11 protein-coding genes are annotated in these 18631 nt (G+C 62.3%); all 11 read right to left on the bottom strand.

The window, feature by feature from the left end:
* Positions 1–44 precede the first annotated feature (44 nt).
* Entirely contained in the window at positions 45–503 is a 459-nt protein-coding gene (locus ACUVWL_RS18695; RefSeq protein WP_445978654.1) for a hypothetical protein, read from the bottom strand.
* Between the two features lie 170 nt (positions 504–673).
* A complete protein-coding gene (locus ACUVWL_RS18690; protein ID WP_100450745.1) occupies positions 674–1123 on the bottom strand; it encodes an adhesin in 450 nt (149 codons plus the stop codon).
* Positions 1120–1554: a hypothetical protein gene (locus ACUVWL_RS18685; RefSeq protein ID WP_046433006.1), complete on the bottom strand. Its 435-nt coding sequence runs from the start codon at positions 1552–1554 to the stop codon at positions 1120–1122. Before ACUVWL_RS18685 ends, ACUVWL_RS18690 begins: the two co-directional genes overlap by 4 nt.
* A gap of 956 nt (positions 1555–2510) precedes the next feature.
* Positions 2511–3008 (bottom strand): hypothetical protein, encoded by a 498-nt coding sequence (locus ACUVWL_RS18680; protein WP_445978653.1) that lies wholly within the window; start codon positions 3006–3008, stop codon positions 2511–2513.
* Positions 3009–3691: 683 nt separating this feature from the next.
* Positions 3692–3952, bottom strand: a complete 261-nt coding sequence (locus tag ACUVWL_RS18675; protein ID WP_197562012.1) for an ankyrin repeat domain-containing protein — start codon at positions 3950–3952, stop codon at positions 3692–3694.
* Between the two features lie 286 nt (positions 3953–4238).
* Entirely contained in the window at positions 4239–4604 is a 366-nt protein-coding gene (locus ACUVWL_RS18670) for a hypothetical protein (RefSeq protein WP_180886920.1), read from the bottom strand.
* A 397-nt stretch (positions 4605–5001) separates the two neighbouring features.
* A complete protein-coding gene (locus ACUVWL_RS18665; RefSeq protein ID WP_032958733.1) occupies positions 5002–5457 on the bottom strand; it encodes a hypothetical protein in 456 nt (151 codons plus the stop codon).
* The gene (locus ACUVWL_RS18660; RefSeq protein WP_445978652.1) at positions 5454–10139 is read right to left on the bottom strand and encodes an RHS repeat-associated core domain-containing protein; all 4686 of its coding nucleotides are present in this window, start codon (positions 10137–10139) and stop codon (positions 5454–5456) included. Before ACUVWL_RS18660 ends, ACUVWL_RS18665 begins: the two co-directional genes overlap by 4 nt.
* Before the next feature lie 317 nt (positions 10140–10456).
* Positions 10457–11812 carry a Gfo/Idh/MocA family oxidoreductase gene (locus ACUVWL_RS18655; RefSeq protein WP_206621337.1) on the bottom strand — a complete coding sequence of 452 codons (1356 nt, stop codon included), beginning with the start codon at positions 11810–11812 and terminating at the stop codon, positions 10457–10459.
* Between the two features lie 65 nt (positions 11813–11877).
* Positions 11878–14853, bottom strand: coding sequence for a TonB-dependent receptor domain-containing protein (locus tag ACUVWL_RS18650; protein ID WP_445978651.1), 2976 nt, complete (start codon positions 14851–14853; stop codon positions 11878–11880).
* Positions 14854–14987: 134 nt separating this feature from the next.
* Complete coding sequence (locus tag ACUVWL_RS18645; protein ID WP_445978650.1) at positions 14988–18347, bottom strand: TIM-barrel domain-containing protein; 3360 nt, start codon at positions 18345–18347, stop codon at positions 14988–14990.
* Positions 18348–18631 lie beyond the last annotated feature (284 nt).

The raw sequence follows: 18631 nt of genomic DNA, 5'->3' as shown, positions 1-18631 counted from the left end.
CCACTAACGTGGCGGATGCTCACGCACCACAAAGGCAGTTCCAACTATTTGTCTCTTAAGAAGTTCCTCGGCCGAGCACCAAGTCTGATGATTTTTCGCGCTGCACCAAGGTAGAAGTCACTGAATACAAATGAGAAGGCGGCAGCTGTATAGAAGACAAGTAGTGCCCCAGGAATGGGAATCGCGCGAACAAAGCTATCGCATTCGAGGTTGCGGGCGACCAGCAACCCAATCATGAACATCTCGGCCAGGAAAGCCATAGCGAATGCGAATCGCACTCGCCCAACCTCAACCGACAGAATTCCCCTCCCCGCCAGTTCGAACTTGGAATACACAAGCAGCACCAGCAATGCGAAAAAAAGAGCAAACATGACTGCTGGAGAGTACTCAACGACTGGACAGCCCATATTCATCATGGACGCAATCAGCGCGCAGCAGATCGCCAACGCTCCAACTGCAGCTGCGCCCTTCATGCACCTTATGAAAATCAGTTCGCGGGACATTGGCATTTGCTGTAGTTTGACCTCAGATACCGAGCTGGTGCTGGCGGGCCGCGTGGCTGCGAGATGGCGTGCCGATTGAGATCGCGCAAACCGCTGTGGGGCACCCGCTGCGCATGCAGTGGGTGCCGCTGAGCGGGGGTGACCGAGAATCTCGCACAGCGGCGGCAACGTCAGGGAATGAATGACGCGGTGCGATGTTCGCAACCGGCTGCATCCCGTACCACGATGGAGTACTCCGTGTCCGCACTGGATTGGCCGGGCAGGAACACGCCATCACCATCGAACAAAACGCTCTGCTGTTCACCCTGCCCGATCGACAGCCCGATCGCTCCCGGTGTGATTTCCTCAAGGATCACGTTGTAAGGTCGCCAGGCATCCTCGCCTTTACGCCTCATCTCTGCGCGAGCGGTCCTTGAGTTCAACCTGCGTCTCTCATCCACCCACAGCTGAAGCGGCTGATCAGCGTTGTGGGTGATCTGGAAGCGCCCGTAGGTCAGTCCGTCGACTCTCTCGGTGCCGACGTAGGTGAAATGGGCCGGTGGACACTTCGTGGTGCGGTTCGGATGCGCCGCACAGGATGTCAGTGCAACCACGAGGCAAAAGGCAGTCAGGCGCTTCATGGGTTCGAGGCCTGATGTGGGTTGTTGTCGCGGCGGCAAGCGGCAGTGAGGGCAACCAGCACTGCGCCCCAGAGCGGCGTGAGCAGCACGACGCTCATCACCGTCAGCGAAACCGGTACCTGCCAGAGCAGCGATGGCCTGAATCCGCTGAATCTATAGGCTTCCAGTACAAGCACCACGACCTGGGCCAGAAGGCCCGCGAGCAGCCCTAGGCCTGCCCCCTTGGCAAGCCGCTTGATCGTCAGGCGGCCCGCGGCGGGAACTCGTGCGCCAATTCCCAGCAACAGAAGGCTGACGGCATACAGCCAGAAGAAAACCTGATGTGAGTCGAAGGCGTAAAGCGCCCTGCCCACAAAGTGCAGGAACAGCCAGAGTGCTCCACACGACACCGCGTAGGCCAGCCCGTACCGAAGAATCTGCCTGGCTTTCATCTTGTACCTCTCCGAGGGCGTGCAGGCCGATCGCGTTCTTTGGTGGAGGAGCGCGGGAGCTCATGCACCTTGCATCCCGCTTGGCGCCCTACTCGCGCAACGCATCGCGCAGCGCTCGAGAGTACCTGCCTGCCTCCAGCGTTCGCAGCTGGGCCAGTGGAATCCGATACCTCCTGAACAGTGCGGCCAGTTCTCTTGCAAGCCCCTGGAGCGGAGCGCGTCGAACAATATTGATGAGACCTTTTCCAAGGTATCCAAATTCATCTTCATACCAGACGCCGAATTCGAGTTTCTTAAGGCCAGGCTGGCACTGAGAAGAAGATTGCGACTGCCGGCCCACAGCGGGCATCTGCGCCCCCCAACAGTGGAGGTCATACGGAGAATATCTGAAAATCACTATCTGCATATTTCCCGCGCCCTGCCGAGAACTGCCGCGCTTGCCCGTCCGACTTCGAGCTTTCGTATCAATCCAGCACATTCAGGCCGATCCCCAGTTTTCGCTCCATAGATCACGGGCTCACCCTTCCTATCTACTCCGTCCAAATAGAGCACTGCGCAATCACCAGCGATCGTACCAATGCGCACCGCACGAACCTTCTCGATACTGGCGTCTGGACCGGCTGCACCCTCGCACATCCCACCGTAATACGCACTACTCAGTTCCGCGTAGATGGGTTTCAGCTGCAGCTCCCCTAAGCGGTCATTCTCGCATGCGCTCAGGGCGAGCACACAGACGGACGCGACAGACAAAGCGCGCAGGAAGAAGCCTTTGGCATCGAGAGAACTCTTGAGCAACCCCGATTTCCTTTGACTGTTTTCCATTACCTCCCCAGAACGATCTGCTCGAACGCATTGGTCGCGCTGCGCCGATCTCCCTTGCGGTTGCCGAGCGCGCCATTGGTCGCACACCTGGCGTCATCCGCCAGGCAGTAGGCGGAGCTCGGCGCTTCAGCGCACTATAGCGCCGCCGAGCATCGACCGAATACGTTGGCGGGCTTCTCCCGAAGGCTCACGGCAACCACCCGTTGCTTCTGCTCACCGCAGCCCCCCATCACCCCATACATGATGAGAAGTCCCTTGTCGTTGACGTAGCCGATGAACTTGCCCCTACTTTCATCCGAAGCGGCCCTGACGAAGTAGACGCTCTCCCCGGGCGCTGGCTTCAGGTCACTCAACGGCATTGGACCGATCTTCCCTTCAACCTCTGATGCCGATACCACGGCCAGCGAATGCTTCAACATCCACTCCGCAATGGCTGCTTCACTATCAGGATCAAGCGTGGAAATGCGGTCAAGCGGCAGAGTCGTTGAATTGCCAGGGAAAATCGCATCGGACGAAACATCTACCCAGTCCGACTTCCATTCCGTATGTTGAAACTGGTGAATGCTGCAGCCCCCTAGCATTGGCAAGAGCAGCACCGCTGCACGCAAGATACCAGCCTTCGGCATAGACATGAAAGCCCCAGAAAGGGCCGGCCAAATGCTAATTATCATCTGCAACCCGTTCTGCAAAATGATCTATGATTTGTACCTCGTGCCCAAGATGGCATGTCATTTCTTGACTTCCCTATCATGGGCTGGCGCTTGGCGTGTCGCTACTCTGCCCCGGGTTTGCGGCAGCGTGCGTAGTCGAAACACCCGGCCTGCGCGCATAACTGTAATCGGGATCCCGGCAAGCGCGCACGATCGGACTTCGTGCGTGCCTGATCACGCCCGGGAACCAGCACAGCACCAGCACTACCAGACAGATCGTTCCCAGCCGTACCCATTCACCCGCGACACTGGCCCCGATCAGCGGCAATGCCGCCACCAGGATGACGACCTGTGTGTACAGAAGATAGAGCGTGTACGTGCCCAACCGCGGGTCTGAACGAAGCTCGACGCGACACCTCCGGCAGGACATCTTTGCTTGACGCCTTCCAGCAAATCGCAGGGGAAAGCGCTGCCCGCTGGCGCCACAAAGTGGACAGATGAAGGTCATCAGGCGCATCGGTAAAACCTCTTTTCAGAAGTTTCCATCAGCAGGTTCCATCTGCGGCGTCGACCATACGCACCACATCATCAAACCTCGGGTCCTGGCACATCATTTCCAGTGGTGTCCGATCAAGCTCATTCCGTGCGTGTGGGTCTGCACCACACTATAGGAGATAGGCCGCAGCCGCGACGCTGCCATGTGCCACCGCGCTTGCCAGCGGCGTCAGATCAAGATCACCACGCACATCGATGGTGGTCACGAAGGGCATCAATGCGCTGAGGAGGGCCACATCGTTGTAATAGGCCACCACATGCAGGGGCGTGTCCTCATAGGCCCCTTGGGTCTCCGGACAAGTCAGCACCGTATCGCCGAAGTCAGTGCCGACACCGAGCCGGGAAAGCAGTTCGCTGAGTACAGGATCCATGATGTTCATCGGGCTGCACGCACGGTAGAGCCCATTGCGTTGGCCCGATGGTGATCCGTCCTGTAATCCATCCCTCCGTCAGCTCCGTGTCGACCTAGATGCCCCGCAGCCCGCACCCACTCAAGCCAGGCGGAGCGTGCGTCGTGGAGCGATACCCTCAACAGATCACTCCGCACCCACGATGGATTCGCGTGGAAATGAAAATTCCGTCCCCATCCGGCGTATCCGTCTGCTGTTGCCCCCGGTGATCGATAGCTCGATCGCCCCGGGAAGCTCTGCTCAGGAATCATGATTTGACAGGAATCAACCGGCCTTCCCAAGTGCCCTCTACTAGAAGTGCAATCTCTGCGCCGACAGAGGCCTCAATGAAGACCAAGGTGTCACCATCGACAATTTCCCGGGCAGCCACTGGGTCTAGACCAAGGAGGAAGCAACACCGCTGGAATTCAAAGGAATCATCCTTTCGATTGAAGACCTTAAGATCGAGCACGACATTCTGGCTAGAGAAACCATCAATGCTCGCCTTCCTGACTCGACCAAAGACCAAATCATAGGATCCCTGCACAGAGTCATCGAACAGAGAAACAGTCACTCCGGACACCGGATCAAGACGAATTCCAGCTAACTGGAGATCATGAATATCAATACTCACAAGTTCCTTCTATTTGGCCAATGCTACAAGCTGGCTCAACAGCTGCAATCTCTGCCCCGCCCGCAAGCACACCAACAGAACGCTCGCAAATGAAATTCCCACTTCCCTATTCCCACCTCAGACCCACTCACTTAAGAATCTTCAAAGCGCTCCTGAGCACCCTCCGAAGACCTTGGCAGGCCTCTTATTCAGGCTCACAGCAACCACTTCGATGCACTTGCTCCCCACAACGTCCCATTACCCCGTACAAGATGAGAATTCCATTGTCATTCCCATCTATTGACATACGACCGGTAGCCGAAAGCCCACGCCCATCCTCTGCGCACCATGTGAGCCTGGGGACTTAGTGCGTAGCTGGACGTTGTTAGCCCTCAATCGGCAAGTGACCTCTCTCTCCCTATCCTTTACTACCGCATCGTTGAGCTGCTATGCGGGCCGCTTGCTCAAGTTCAGAGTCCGCGCCTCTCACCCCCTTCAACGCGGCACTCTTGAGCCATGCGTATGCCTCACTTGATGACGCGCAGTCCTTCTTGTCCTTCAACATGAAGAACACGTTGTACTGTGCAATCGGGTGCCCCAGTGCTGCGGCATAGACAAGCCACATGTGGGAGCTGCCAGCCGTGCCTCTGCCCTCAAAGTGGCGTGAGATTCGAAACGCTGCCTCAGCGTCGCCCGCGTCTGCGCGGCCAGTCAACGCAAGTAGCTGCTTATCATCAAGCTCAGCGCCACTATCCGTCGCGATCGAGCCGTCAAGCTCAACCACCGGCCTTTCCGGCTGAGGGGGCACCTGCGCATTTACATACCCTGCACCCACCAGATACAGGACAAGACCAGTCTTCTTGAACATGCTCATTTGACCCCACCCTCCTTCATGAAATTCACCCACTCTCCAGGATTGCTTTTATCTTTCTTCCCTTCAGGTGTTTTTCCATAGTTTCCTTGATCCGGATACAAAGGATCGTTCTTTGCCCAGGTGTACTCGGTAGGCGCCTGAATCGTCATATTCAGCGCCTTAGATAGCTGCTGAGCTGGGATCGGCCCACCATTTACCGACTTACCTGTTCGACAGGAATAGAGCCTGATATACAGATACTTTGAAAGATCTGCATCGCGTCGAATTGACTGCGCCAGCGATTCAACAGACATGCTTCTACCATCCGGCCCTATGAAGTTACTTCCGTTGTGGTGAATGCTAATGGTAAGCATATTCGGGGGCGACGGAATCATTTTATTGCCCAGATAAGAATCAGGATTGTCGTGGGGTGGAATATAGTTTAGGTCGGTGAGCCCGTGAGGGTCGACCCGCCTTGCCGGGGAAGCGCTAGCGTACCCATAGGTCGAGATCCCCCCCATCAACCCAATCGGATCACTCTGCGAATAGCGCCCCACAGCCGGATCGTACTCGCGCTGGTAGTTGTAGAGCAGCCCACTCACATCCGTCGCCTGCTGGCCCGGGAAACGCAGTGCCAGCTCGAATGCCACACCATCGCCATCTGGATCGGCACTTGGGATCTGGTTGCCGAACACTTCGCTCTTGCTGCTCCATTCCCAGATCGCGACATTCCGAACCGGATCGATCACCACGCGCGGCGTGCCCAGATGATCCGGCTGCACGTAGGCCAGCTCTGGCACACCGGTACCCGGCACGCTGATCAGCGCCACCGGGTAGTTGTCCAGCCAGATCGCCTGCTGCTGCGCCTGGCCCGTGGCCGAGTAGTTGCCCAGCCACTGCCCCGCCTCGTCATACAGGGTGATCTGCGCTGCGCCACCGGCCGGGGTACGCAGTACGCGTTCACCGCGATGGTTGTAACCGTAGCTTTCCAGTACGGCATTGCCCTGCTTCACCGCGTTCATGCGGTTAGCATCGTTGTAGATGAACGTCTTGCTGCCGATGCTGGTGGTGTTGCCCGCTGCGTCATGGTTGCGTGCTTCGCCATCCACCGCAGTCAGGCGATGGCTGGTTGCTGGATAGGTGTAGCTGGCAGTGCCCGCCGAAGTGGTCAGCGAAGTGCGATTACCCGTGGTGTCGTAGGCATAGGTTTCGATCGGCGTGCCGGTCGTACCGTCCTGGGTCTGGGTCAGGCGGCCCAGCGTGTCGTAGGCGTACTTGGCCAGCACCGTCGAGCCTGTGCCGTTCTTCAGCTCGGTGATCGAACCGACGGGATCGTAGCCATAGCCCAGCGACAGGCCACCGGCGGCCGGGTCATGCACCGCCTGCGGGCGGTAATCCAGATCCAGCGGACGCTGCAGCTGGCGGCCGTTGCCGTAGGTCCAGCCGGTCGCCGGGCCGAAGGCCGCATAGGTCACGTTGTTCACCACGATCTGGCGCGCCTGGCCAGGCCGGGTCAGGCCGATCTGGCTGATGCGGCCCTGGGCATCACGCACGTAGTCAGCCACGCTGCCATCCGGGTAGGTCAGCGCGGCCAGGCGACCCGACTTGCTGTAGGCATAGCGCAGTGTGCTGGCCACACCATTGACGGTCTGCACCTTGCGGGTGACCTGGCCGAAGCGGTCATGGCAGTACTGGGTGCTGCCATTGGCATGCAGCACCTGCCCCAGGCGTCCCTTGGCAAAGCGCTCGTCGGCGGTACACGCAGCAGGCGCCACGTCATAGCTGTAGCCCACGTCCAGATTGGGGTCCGGGTAGGCGATACCGATCAGGCGGTTGAGTGCATCGTAGTGATAGGTGGCGGTGACGCCACGCGCATCGGTAGCCGTCTTGCGATTGCCGGCGGCGTCCACGGTGAAGCTGCTGGCGCCACTGTCCGGGCTGACTTGCCCGGTCATATCACCGAAACCGTTGTAGGCATAGGTGGTATGCAGGCCCTTCGGGTCAGTGACCTGGGTGACCTGGTCCAGCGCGTTGTACTGACTGCGGATCTCCGCCGCGACGCCACCCACATCCTGCAGGGACTGGGCCAGTCGGTTGAGCGGGTCGTACTGCTGGCTGGTCACGCGCTGCAGGGCGTCGGTCACGGTCTGCGGGTTGCCGTTGGCATCGTAGGCGAAGCCGGTGGCGTGATTGCCTGCGTCCTTCAATGCGGTCAGCTGGCCAAGCGTGTTGAAGGTCCGTGCCAGGGTCCGGCGCAGGGTGCCGCCAGTGTCCAGCGTGTCCTCCTTGAGGCGGTTGCCGGCGTTGTCCAGCGCATAGTGAATGGTGTTGCCGCTGTTGTCCGCAATATCGGTCAAGCGCTGGGCGGCGTCATAGACATAGGTGACACTGCTGCCGTCCGGCTCGGTGACCTGCTGCACCTGGCCGGTCGGCCAGTAGCTGATCTGGGTCACCCGGTCCTCGGCTGTGGTGGCACCGCGCACGGTGACCGAGGTCGGCCAGCCACGGGCATGGTAGGTGTAGGCGGTGATCACGCCATTGGCATCCTTCGCCGACAACGGCCGCCCGAGTGCGTCGTAGGCCAAGGTCTCGACCGTCTGGCCCAGCGCATCGGTCACACTGCGCAGGTCACCCTTGCGATAACTGCAGGCACCATTGGTCGCGCATCCCGCGTCGTCCGCGGTGTAGTAGGCATAGGTGGAGATATCCGCCACATCACTGCGTGGGCCATCCACGCTACGCAGCAGTCCCACCAGCGGGCACTCCGGCCCTTCGGCCTCACAGTAGGTCTGCGTGGTGATGCGGGTATCACCGGTCACCCTGTCGCGCACGGTGATGGTGGTTGGCTGGAGGCGCGCATTGCGTGCGATGCGGACCTCACGGTTACCGACGGTCTGCTGCACCAGCCGATTGCTGTCCATGGCCACGCGCGTTTCGCTGACGCGCTGATCCGGAGTACCGGCCGCTTCGGTGGTGGTGGTCACGCTGACGGCGCCTGCGGCAGCATCGCTTGCCTCGGCATAGGCGTAGCTGGTGACGACACCACGGCGATCGGTCACCGACTGCAGCCGACGCCGGAAATCGGTGCCCTCGGGCAGATAGGAGCGAGTGATGCTGCCGTTGCTTTCGGTGATGCCATTGACCTTGCGCGGAAGGCCGCTGGTACCGCTGGCGGTCAATGCGTACGTACTCTGCTTGCCCAGTGCGTCGGTGACGATGGTGGTGCCTGCCGGGGTGTACTCCAGGCGCACGCCATCAATGCCCACGTCGGCTTGACTGCAATCACCGGAATGGCGGCTGCAGCTGACCCGCCCCTTGGCGTCATAGCCAAACCAGCTGTAGCGCCGGGTGTCTTCGGCGGTCACGCCCGTCAGGTAGCCCGGGAAACGTGTGTCCTCATAGTGGTATGTACGGCTGGCGCCGTCTGCATAGGTCGCGGTGATCAGTTCCCCGGCCGGAGAATAGGCGTAGCTCACCACAGGCTGGCCGGCGATCACCAGGGCCGAGATCAGTGAATCGTCGCCCGGCGCGAGGTACTGGACATCCACGCGCCGACCGGTTGAATGGGTGATGCTGAGCAGGCGGCCGCGGCTGTCGTGTGCATAGGTCAGCGAAGTACCGTCTTCGAAATCACGGCGCTGCATCAAGCCATCAGCATCAAAATAAATGCGCTCTTCGGCACGTGAAAGTTGCCAGTTGGTGCCCTGCTGGACCGCGCGATCGCCGCTTCCGTCCATGGCTTCGTAGCTTGCCCCCACTTTCTGGAATGCGGTCTGCCCGCCATCGGCGCCGATCAGCCCAACTTTCAGTTCGGAGCTGGGAGGGAAGGTGGAATCGTCTACGCCTGTGGTAAGCCGCAGATTATGGGAATGGGTCCAGCCCGTACCCAACGCGCCACCCGCCGTGCTCGTCAGGGAGTGATAGTGGCGTTGGAAGCTCACCCATCCAAGGTTGAAATCCGGCTCAGGCTGGGATTTATCGCCAGTGGTCGGATCACACGGGTTACCAACAGGACACTGCTGCGGCGGCAGCGGCCCGCTTGTGTAGGAGAGCATGGGCGACATGTGCGGCTCGTCCTGCTGGACCAGAGAGCACATCTGCAGGGCCTCATTCCACGTCAGGGACGGTCGATTCGGACAAAGCGCCGTTCTGGCCCGGCGCACATGCTCCCACCCCACTATCGACGAGCATTCTTGAGTGCTCTGATGATAGAAGTTCAAGGTGTAATGGAAATCCTTCTCCTCGTTGGTCACGCTACCGTCGTCGCCCCTGCCAAGTCCAAGGAGCTCCACCCAAGGATCCTCCGTGAGTGAAGTCGCCGGGCACTGCGGGTCGCTGACGCGGGTAGCGAGGATCACGCTACGAATCTGATCTTCGGAGGAGTACTCCTGCCCTGAGTGGATGTAGACCCAGTCGGTAGTAACGATCTTCTCGGGTCTCACCCGGTAATCGTAGATGACCTTCTTTCCAAGGACGCGTTGGCGTTTGACATGCCAATCGAAGGGTTTGTCCTTTTCGTACTGGGAAAAGAGCGACTTGATGTCCTTCTGCACCGCCGCTTCGGTGGCTCGCGGCTGGCCCATCGACAGGTAGCTCTCCCACTTCTTCTGCACCTCCTGCGCCTGCGCAGCCCAAGGAGCCAAGCTCCCTAGCGCGATCATCGCCAGTGCGGCACACGAAATGGTCTTCAGTCGTTCCAACATCCCTGTTCTCCTTCCTGGACGAACACAGCTCCGGCGGGAACGAGAACGTGGGGCAGCTGTCTCACCACGTCATGCTTCGGATCGTCCCTGGTCCGGAATGCGGCCATGACCGCACGGGGAACGTTATCTCCGATGTGGTTTACACATTCAAGTCAGAAACTGTGGAGTGGGTCGGATTTCAGAGTTTTCTGATAAAGCGAGCGACCGACCGAACAAGCAGCCGGGCGTGGGCTCGGCTCTACAAGACGAATGCTTCCAGAAACAGAAACACCGGGCAGTGCCCGGCGTCTCCGTCACAGCGTGGAAGGGTGTAAACCTCAATACTTCCCGTCGAACGCGAAGATCGGCTTGCGCGTCTTCCACGCACCAGCAGTAAAGTCCGGGAACTCCAGCGTCTGGAAGCTGTTGGCGATCGACTGCTCGCTCAACGGGGTGATCGCACTCCAGGTCACCGCGTCGTAGATGTCGATCGGCATCGGTGCCTTGGCCTTCAGTGCTTCAACAAATGCATGGATGACGAACCAGTCCATGCCACCGTGGCCGGCGCTGGCGGCGGTGTCGGCATTCTGCTTCCACAGCGGGTGTTCGTACTCATCCTGGTACTTCTTGAACTCCTCCCACTGGTGCGGCGGGCTGCGGCCTTCGATGTGGATCGAATGGTTGACGTCCATCCACAGGCCCTTGGTGCCCTGCACGCGGAAGCCCATCGAGTACGGGCGCGGCAGCGAGGTGTCGTGCTGCAGCAGGATGGTCTCGCCGTTCTCGCAGGCCAGCGTGGTGGTGACGATGTCGCCCAGCTTGAACTTCACCTTGGTGCTGGGGTGGGTGGTGCCGCCACTCTTGGCCACGGTGTATTCGTGCAGGCCACGCGCCTTGGTCGCGAAGGCGTTGATGTGAGTGAAGCGGTTGCCACGGTTGATGCCGGTGTACATCGCGCATGGGCCGATGCCGTGGCTGGGATACAACTCGCCGTTGCGCTCCACCGAATGCTCGGTGCGCCAGCGTGCTTCGCTCCAGCCCTTGGGACCGAACTCCACGCCGCTGTCGTAGGGCTGGTTCGGGTCGCCGGAATTGAACTTCACGCCGCGCAGGTCGTGCTGGTAGCCGGCCTGCAGATGCACCAGCTCGCCGAACAGCCCCTGGCGCACCATCTGCAACGCCGCCATCACGTCGCGACGGTAGCAGACGTTCTCCAGCAGCATGTACGGGGTGCCGGTACTCAGCTGGGTCTTCAGCACGTCCCAGTGGTCCTGCAGGGTGATGCCGGCCACCACTTCGCAGCCGACGGCCACGCCGGCCTGCATCGCGGCAATCGCCATCGGTGCGTGGTATTCCCACGGCGTGGCGATGATCACGCCATCGATGCCCTTCTGTTCCAGCAGGCGCTTCCACGCGTTGGTATCACGATCCTGGCCATAGGTCTTCGGCGCGGGCTTGCCGGCCTTCGCCACCATCTCTGTGGCACGGCCCAGCATGATCGGCTCGATGTCGCACAGGGCAACCACTTCGACGTCGTCGCGACGTACCAGCTCCTTCAGCAGCACCAGCCCGCGCATGCCGGTACCGATCATCGCCAGGCGCACCTTGCGCCCGCGTGCCCATGCCGGGGTCTGCGGCAGCAGGCTGCTGGCGGCGACAGCGGCACTGGCCGCGATGAATTCCCTACGCTTCATGGCAAACATCTCTCCTCTTGGCAGCGTGCCGGCCGCAGCCGGCACGCCAGGTCACGCAAACGGAATTACTTGAACCGGTAGCCGATGGTCACACTGTAACCACGACCGAAGATGGTTGCGTAGTCACTGGAGTCACCCAGGAAGCTGTTCGGATCGTAGAACGGCAGGCGGTTGAACAGGTTCTTGACGGTGAAGCTCAGGTTCCACGCATCGTCCGGGCGCCAGGTGACGCTCATGTTGGCGGTCCACCACGACGGTGCACCATCGCACTTGCTCTTCTGCAGGGCCAGGTAGCCGCCGGTGCAGGTTTCCTTGTTGTTGCTCTCTTCGTCGATCTGGTCGGTGGCCCACTTGGTGCCGCCCACGTAATTGACGAACATGCTGGTGGTCACCTGCTTGTAGGTCCAGTCGGCATTGAGCGTGGCGCGCAGGCGCGGATTGTTGTAATAACCCACCACGTCGCCGTAGTACCAGCCGTTCTCGGCGTCCATGTAGAAGCGGTTGCGGTTGGCGATGGTGGCGGCCAGGCCGATGTTCAGGTTGCCCCAGTCGCCCAGCGAGAAGCGGCTGCGCGCGTCGATGTCGAAGCCGTCGATCAGGGTCTTGCCGCGGTTCTTGTACTGGCCCACCACGCTGGCCACGTTGCCGGCGGAGTAGCCCGGCAGGTTCGCCGGGCAGCTCACACCGCTGGCCGGATCGGCGCACATCGCCGCCAGCTGCGCCAGGTTGGCGCGGTCACTATCGGTGATCGGCGAGCGCGACATCGAGATGATGTCTTCCATGCGGCGATAGTCCGGCGCGACGATTTCATTGTTGCGGTAGATGAACCAGTAGTCGGCCGACACCGACAGCCAGCTGGCCGGCTCGTAGACGAAGCCGAGGGTGGCGATCTTCGCCTTCTCCGGCTTCAGGTCCTTGTTCGGCTGGGTCATGCGCGCCACGGTGCGGCTGCAGTCGACGTTCAGCAGGGTCTTGCCGAGGTCGACGTCACCCGGCCGCTGCGACTTCAGCAGCAGGTTGGCGATGGCGTTGGTCTCGCCGCAGCGCAGTTCGTCACGGAAGCCACCGAGCTGGGCGAACACGCCGCCGTTGCCGGACTCGGCCAGGCTCGGTGCGCGGAAGCCGGTGGAATAGGTGCCGCGCAGCATCAGCTGATCGAACGCCTGGTACTTGAAGCCGATCTTCGGCGCGATGTTGGCGCTGAAGTTCGGGTACTTGTCCACGCGCACCGCCGCATCCAGTTCCAGCTTGTCGGTGATCGGCGCCACGGTCTCGGCGAACAGCGCGTAGGTGTTGCGCTTGCCGTCGAACCACGAGCCGCCCTGCTGGGTGATCAGGCCATTGGCCGCATCGGCGTTGCCCGGGGTGTAGAAGGTCTCACGGCTGGCGTTGAAACCGAACGCGGCGCGCATCTCGCCGGCCGGCAGCTGGAACAGCGGTCCTTCGATCTTGCCGTCCAGGGTATGCAGGCGGGTCCACGACTGGATGTCGAAGGTCGGGAACGCTTCACGGATCAACGCGGCGTTGGCTTCGCTGATCTCGCCGAACTTGTACGCCGGATGGTCGGAGATGATCACCCGACCGGTGCCCGGATCGATCGTGTACGGGCCGAACGCCTTTTCGAAGCCCTTGGTGTTGACGTTGATCGTCTGGTAGGTGGTGGAGTGGGTACCCGCGCTGGCGAAGGCGGTTTCCCAGTTCCAGTCACCCACATTGCCACGTGCGCCGGCCAGCACCCGGTAGCTCTTGTCGGTGTTGCGCTGGCCGAAGTAGTTCGGACCGGCATCCTGCAGCAGGTAGTTCAGGCCGACCACCCCGCCCATCATCGCCTTCAACTGCGGACTGGCATGGTTGTATTCGTTGTTGGGGCCCAGGAACGGGTACAGGAACTGGTTGACGGTGTTGCCGGTATTGCGCGAGAACCAGCTGGTCGGGTTGCCGGTGGTGGTGCCGTAGGTGCGCGGCGTGCCACCGTTGGCGCGCAGGTCGATGTCGGTGTAGGTCGCCTCGGCGAAGATCTCGGTGCTGTCACCCACCAGGAAGGTGCCGTTGAGGTAGGCGGTGTTGCGCTCGGACTTGGCACCGGCGTCGATCTCGTTGTTCATCCAGGTTTCCCAGACGCAACGCGGACCGGCCGCTTCACTGGTCAGCACGTTCCTGCAGCCCGGCGCAGCTTCCTGCACGCGGCGGCCGGTGACCGGATCGAAGGCGAAGTAGGTGCCCGGGTTGAACTCGCCCGGCTTGCTGCCCACGCCCAGGCGCAGGTTGTTGAGGTAGTTCGGGTTGTTGACGTAGTACTGGTCCGGACGCTTGTCGTAGAAATCGCTCAGCGGAATCGCGTCGCGGCGGTACATGTTCACCGCGCCGTAGATGTTGAAGCGGTTCTCGGCCAGGTCGCCGAAGCCGGCGGTGATGCTGGCCTGGCGTTCGCCATAGGAGTCGATGCGCGAGGAGGTGTCGTTGGTGAAGCTGATCTCGGCACCCTGGAAGTTGCGCTTGGTGATCACGTTGATCACGCCGGCCACCGCGTCGGTACCGTACACGGCCGACGCGCCGTCGGTCAGCACTTCCATGCGCTCGATGGCCGCCGCCGGGATCGCATCGATGTTGACGAACTGGGTCTGGAAGCCGGCCGGCGCACCGTAGTACGACAGGCGGCGACCGTTCAGCAGCACCAGCGTGCCCTGTGCGCCGAGCCCGCGCAGGTTGGCCTGCGAGGCACCATCGGAACCGGTGAACAGCGAGCGCGCATCCTGCTGCGCAGGGCGTGCGGCCGGCAGGTTGTCGAGCACCTGCAGCAGCGTGCGCGCACCCATGTTCTGGATGTCCTGCTTGCTGATCACCTGCACCGGCGAGGCGGTTTCAACGTCGGTGCGGCGGATGTTGGAGCCGGTGACCTCGATGCGGGCCAGGTCGGTGGCGTTGTCCTTGCTCTCCTGGGCGAAGGCAGGAGCGGCAAGCGAGAACAGCGCGCCGGCAATGGCCAGCGTCAGCGGAGCGATCGGGCGGCAGGGGGGGCGGTGGTGGCGGGCGGGCAACATCGGGGTTCTCTCCTGGCAAGGGTGCGGCGCAACTGAGTGAGCGCGTGGGCGTTCGGCGGGCAAAACGCTCCCGGGCCACGGCCATGAGGGCCGTAGTCGGGATGGGGCGGGGGAGGAGCGGTGTTACGTGGGGGTCATGGGGCGACGATGCTGGCGGAGTCGCCCTCCTGGCCGATCAGTACGGCGTTGGCCCAGTTGGCACAGACCTGGGCGGGTTGGCTGCCCTGCGCACCCAGCGTGCGCAGGCTCAGGGTGGAAAGGCCACGGATGTCCAGCTCCGGCTTGACCACGCCGGGCGCCTTCACCAGGCCGCTGTCGTACAGCAGGCGGTTGTCGCCCCATACCTGGAACTGCAGGCCGCCGGCGTTGCGGCAGGCGTCGTCGATGCCGAGGTCGGCACGCAGCAGGTGCCAGCCGCCCTGCAGGCGCAGGTCGATGCGGCTGCTGGCGCCGACCCCCAGGCCACGGCGGAACTGCAGGCCGTTCATGCGCATGCCGGCGTCGCCACGGAAGGACTGGTCGGTACGCAGCTGGCTGGCCAGCGCGGCCGGCACCGGCAGCTCGGAGAGATAGCGCTGCCGGGCCGGTCGCTCCGGTTCCTGGTGTTCGAGAATGTGGAAGGTGGACAGGGCGATCGGGCCAACATCGCGCGGCTGCAGTGCATCGAACGCGCGGGCGCTGCCCTGTGCGGCGGTGACCATCGGGTCGGTGCTGCTGGCGCCGTCGCCTTCGGGGTTCTGCACGCTCAGCACGCGGAAGCGCAGCAGGCGGCCGGCGTGGGCCGGGAAGTCGATGCGCTGCACGCCTTCCTTCAACTGCAGGCGGCCACGGGCGATCGGCTCGCCCCACTCACCGTTGCTGTCGCCCAGGTAGACCTCATAGTCACGTACCTGCCCGTGCTTCCAGTTCTTGTCATTGCGTGGCGCGATGTCGATGCCATCGATCATCTTCCGCTCGCCGAAGCCGATCACCCACTCGTGGGCGCCGGTGCGCACGGCCTGGTTGCGCACGCTGCGGAACCAGGTGGCCGGATCGTCGTCGAAAGCATTTTCCAACGCATGGCCAGGCTCTTCGGCCGGGCGGTTGACCACCAGCAGGCTGTCGGCCGGCAGTTCGCGGCCCAGCCCCGGTGCGGCCGGATAGGCATCATCGGTGGCTGCGGCAGCGACTGCGAAGTCCAGCTGCAGCTGCAGTGGCTGGCGGATGTCCTGGGTGGCAGTGCGCACATGCACGGTGCCGCGGCGGTCCTTGGCATCGAAGTACCAGCCCTCGTTGGCGCTGTTGAAGGCGGCAGCATCGGCCAGCGCCGGCAGCGCGCGGCCACCGGCCTGCACCGCACGTGGTGCCTGCCGGCTGAGTACGCGCAGGCCGTAGCGGCGCTGCGCCAGCTGGCCGTTGTACTGGCCCTGCACGGCGTCGATCTGCACCTGCACCGGGCCACTGCCCTGCGCCGGCGCCTGCACGCGGATTACCTGCGTGCTCGACTCGCCCTGCTGGTAGCGGCGCGTGTTGCCATCGTCTTCGTACAACGTGTACTGCGAGTCGCCCTGCGGGTACAGGTCGAAGGTCACTTCATCGAGCGGTTTTTCGCCATCGAACAGCATCGACGGGTACATCGGCAGGATCGCACCGGCACGCACGAACACCGGCAGCGTGGCCAGGTCCACCTGGCGGTCGAGCTGGCGGCCATCGGCGGCGGCCTGCACGCGACGGCCATCCCAGTAGTCGATCCAGCCGCCGGCCGGCAGGTGGATGTCGCGGCGCCAGCCACGGCTGGCGGCCTGGCTGCGGTACACCGGCGCCACCAGCAGGTCGCGGCCGAGCAGGAACTGGTACTTGTAGGTTTCATCCTGCGCATGCGGATCGCGCGGGTTGTCCCACATAAGGCCACGCACCGGCGGTGCACCGGTCTGCGCGGCCTCGTGCACCAGCCCATACATGTATGGCGTCAGGCGCATCTTCAACTTCAGGTAGTCGCGGTTGATGCTGCGGTAGGGCTCGTCGTACCACCACGGGTGCTTGCGCGCGTTCGACGACCAGCCGCTCATGCCCATCAGCACCGGCGTGAACGCCTTCCACTGCAGGTCGCGGGTGAAGGTCTCGGCGCTTCCGCCGAAGATCGCATCCACATCGCCGCTGGCGTAGGCCATGCCGGACAGGCCCGAACCGACCAGGGTCGGCACGTGCCAGCGGATGTAATCCCAGCTGCTGCTCTGGTCGCCGGTCCATGCCACCGCGTAGCGCTGGATGCCGGCCCAGCCCATCACTGTCCACAGGAACGGGCGCGAATCGGAATTGTCGAGGATGCCGTTGAATGCCTGGCGGTTGGCGTCCATCGCGAACTGGTAGCCCTTGCCGGTCCAGGCCACGTCCAGCTTCTGCACGCGGCTGCCGGCCTTGCCCACTTCCCACGCGATCTTGTCGACGCCGTTCTCGGTCCACAGGCCGGTGCGGAAGCCGTAGCCGGCCAGCCCCTTCACCGTTTCCGGCAGCTGCTTGTAGCCGCAGCCGTAGCCATCGTTGGGCAGAATCCAGCCACCGGGCATGTCGTGGGCGCGGTACTGCTTGGCCACGCTGTCGATCACATCGGGCGTGGTGCCGGTCGGGCCGTCGCTCCAGCCTTCGGGCACGGTGCCGGGCTTCCTGCTGTTGTCGCCGTCGTTGTAGCAATCGGCATCGCCGTAGGACAGCGCCCAGCGCGCGACCATGTTGGGGCGGCCGGTCAGCTGGGTGTAGCGTTCGATCAGCTTGGGCAGGTCGGCGCCCACGAAGTAGTACGCATCGAAGCGGTCTTCGCGATGCAGCAGCGTGGCCTGGTCGCTCTGGCGCAGGTCGTAGCTGCCATCGCTCCATGTATTGCGCAGCATGCCCCAGCCACGGCTGCTCAGCAGCATCGGCGCCGGGCTCGGCCGATCACCTTCTTCCCAGCCACCGGAATAGGACACCTCCAGCTCGCGGCCCTTGAACTGGTAACGGCCGTTCTGCTGGCCACCACCGAAGTAGCCCTCATCGGCCTGCGAGGACAGCACCTGCACGCTCTGCGTGGCATCCAGGTCCAGCGGTTGCAGTTCCTGCCACAGCGCGGTGGGCTGGCCATTGTCCAGCCGTTCCAGGCGCAGGCGCAGCGGCTGCCGCTGTACATGCAGTACCAGTGCCTCGGTACGCACGCGGATTTCCTGTGCGTCTTCTTCCAGCTGCGCCTGCACGCTCGCCTTGGGCTGCGGCAGCACGATCGGCGCGGCCTTGTCGCCGGCGCCGGTCAACGTGCCGTTGCGGCCGGCCTGCACGCGGATGATGTCGGTCGCCGGCAGTTCAATGCGGATGCGCGCGCCCTTGTCGGTCTGCAGGTCCCAGCCCTGCACGCCGTCGCGGCTGGCGCTGGCGCTGACCGTACGCAGGTTGCCGACCGGCTCGGCGCGGGCCGTCATGGACGCCAGCATCAAGGCCGGCACCAGGGCCAGCATCAGCGGCGAGCGACGAACGCAGTTTTCCACGCGGACTCCCAACCCGTTCACCGGGCGTTTCGAAAGCGATTGGGCCGACTCTAGGGCAGCGATTCGAAAGATGTCAACAAATTGAAAGGAAAAAGGAAGATATATTCCGTTGAAACGAAAGTTGTTGCGCCGCAATACTTTGTGTAAGCGCTTGCAGGTGCCTGTTAAGCATTGTGCGATACGGCATTCAGTGGGTCCTTTCGTTTTTCCCGGCATTGCGCACAGGGCAAAGCCACCCACCTTTTTTCTTTCTTTTTACTTTCGATGTTTGACATTTCGAAAGA

This window comes from Stenotrophomonas muris (assembly GCF_052751275.1).
Note: the sequence above shows the minus strand (reverse complement) of the source record. Positions and strands in the feature narration are given on the sequence as shown.

Excerpts from the sequence above, each read along its gene's own strand:
- ACUVWL_RS18695 (WP_445978654.1), bottom strand. The coding sequence starts at position 503 with ATGTCCCGCGAACTGATTTTCATAAGGTGCATGAAGGGCGCAGCTGCA.
- ACUVWL_RS18690 (WP_100450745.1), bottom strand. The coding sequence starts at position 1,123 with ATGAAGCGCCTGACTGCCTTTTGCCTCGTGGTTGCACTGACATCCTGT.
- ACUVWL_RS18685 (WP_046433006.1), bottom strand. The coding sequence starts at position 1,554 with ATGAAAGCCAGGCAGATTCTTCGGTACGGGCTGGCCTACGCGGTGTCG.
- ACUVWL_RS18680 (WP_445978653.1), bottom strand. The coding sequence starts at position 3,008 with ATGTCTATGCCGAAGGCTGGTATCTTGCGTGCAGCGGTGCTGCTCTTG.
- ACUVWL_RS18675 (WP_197562012.1), bottom strand. The coding sequence starts at position 3,952 with ATGGATCCTGTACTCAGCGAACTGCTTTCCCGGCTCGGTGTCGGCACT.
- ACUVWL_RS18665 (WP_032958733.1), bottom strand. The coding sequence starts at position 5,457 with ATGAGCATGTTCAAGAAGACTGGTCTTGTCCTGTATCTGGTGGGTGCA.
- ACUVWL_RS18660 (WP_445978652.1), bottom strand. The coding sequence starts at position 10,139 with ATGTTGGAACGACTGAAGACCATTTCGTGTGCCGCACTGGCGATGATC.
- ACUVWL_RS18655 (WP_206621337.1), bottom strand. The coding sequence starts at position 11,812 with ATGAAGCGTAGGGAATTCATCGCGGCCAGTGCCGCTGTCGCCGCCAGC.
- ACUVWL_RS18650 (WP_445978651.1), bottom strand. The coding sequence starts at position 14,853 with ATGTTGCCCGCCCGCCACCACCGCCCCCCCTGCCGCCCGATCGCTCCG.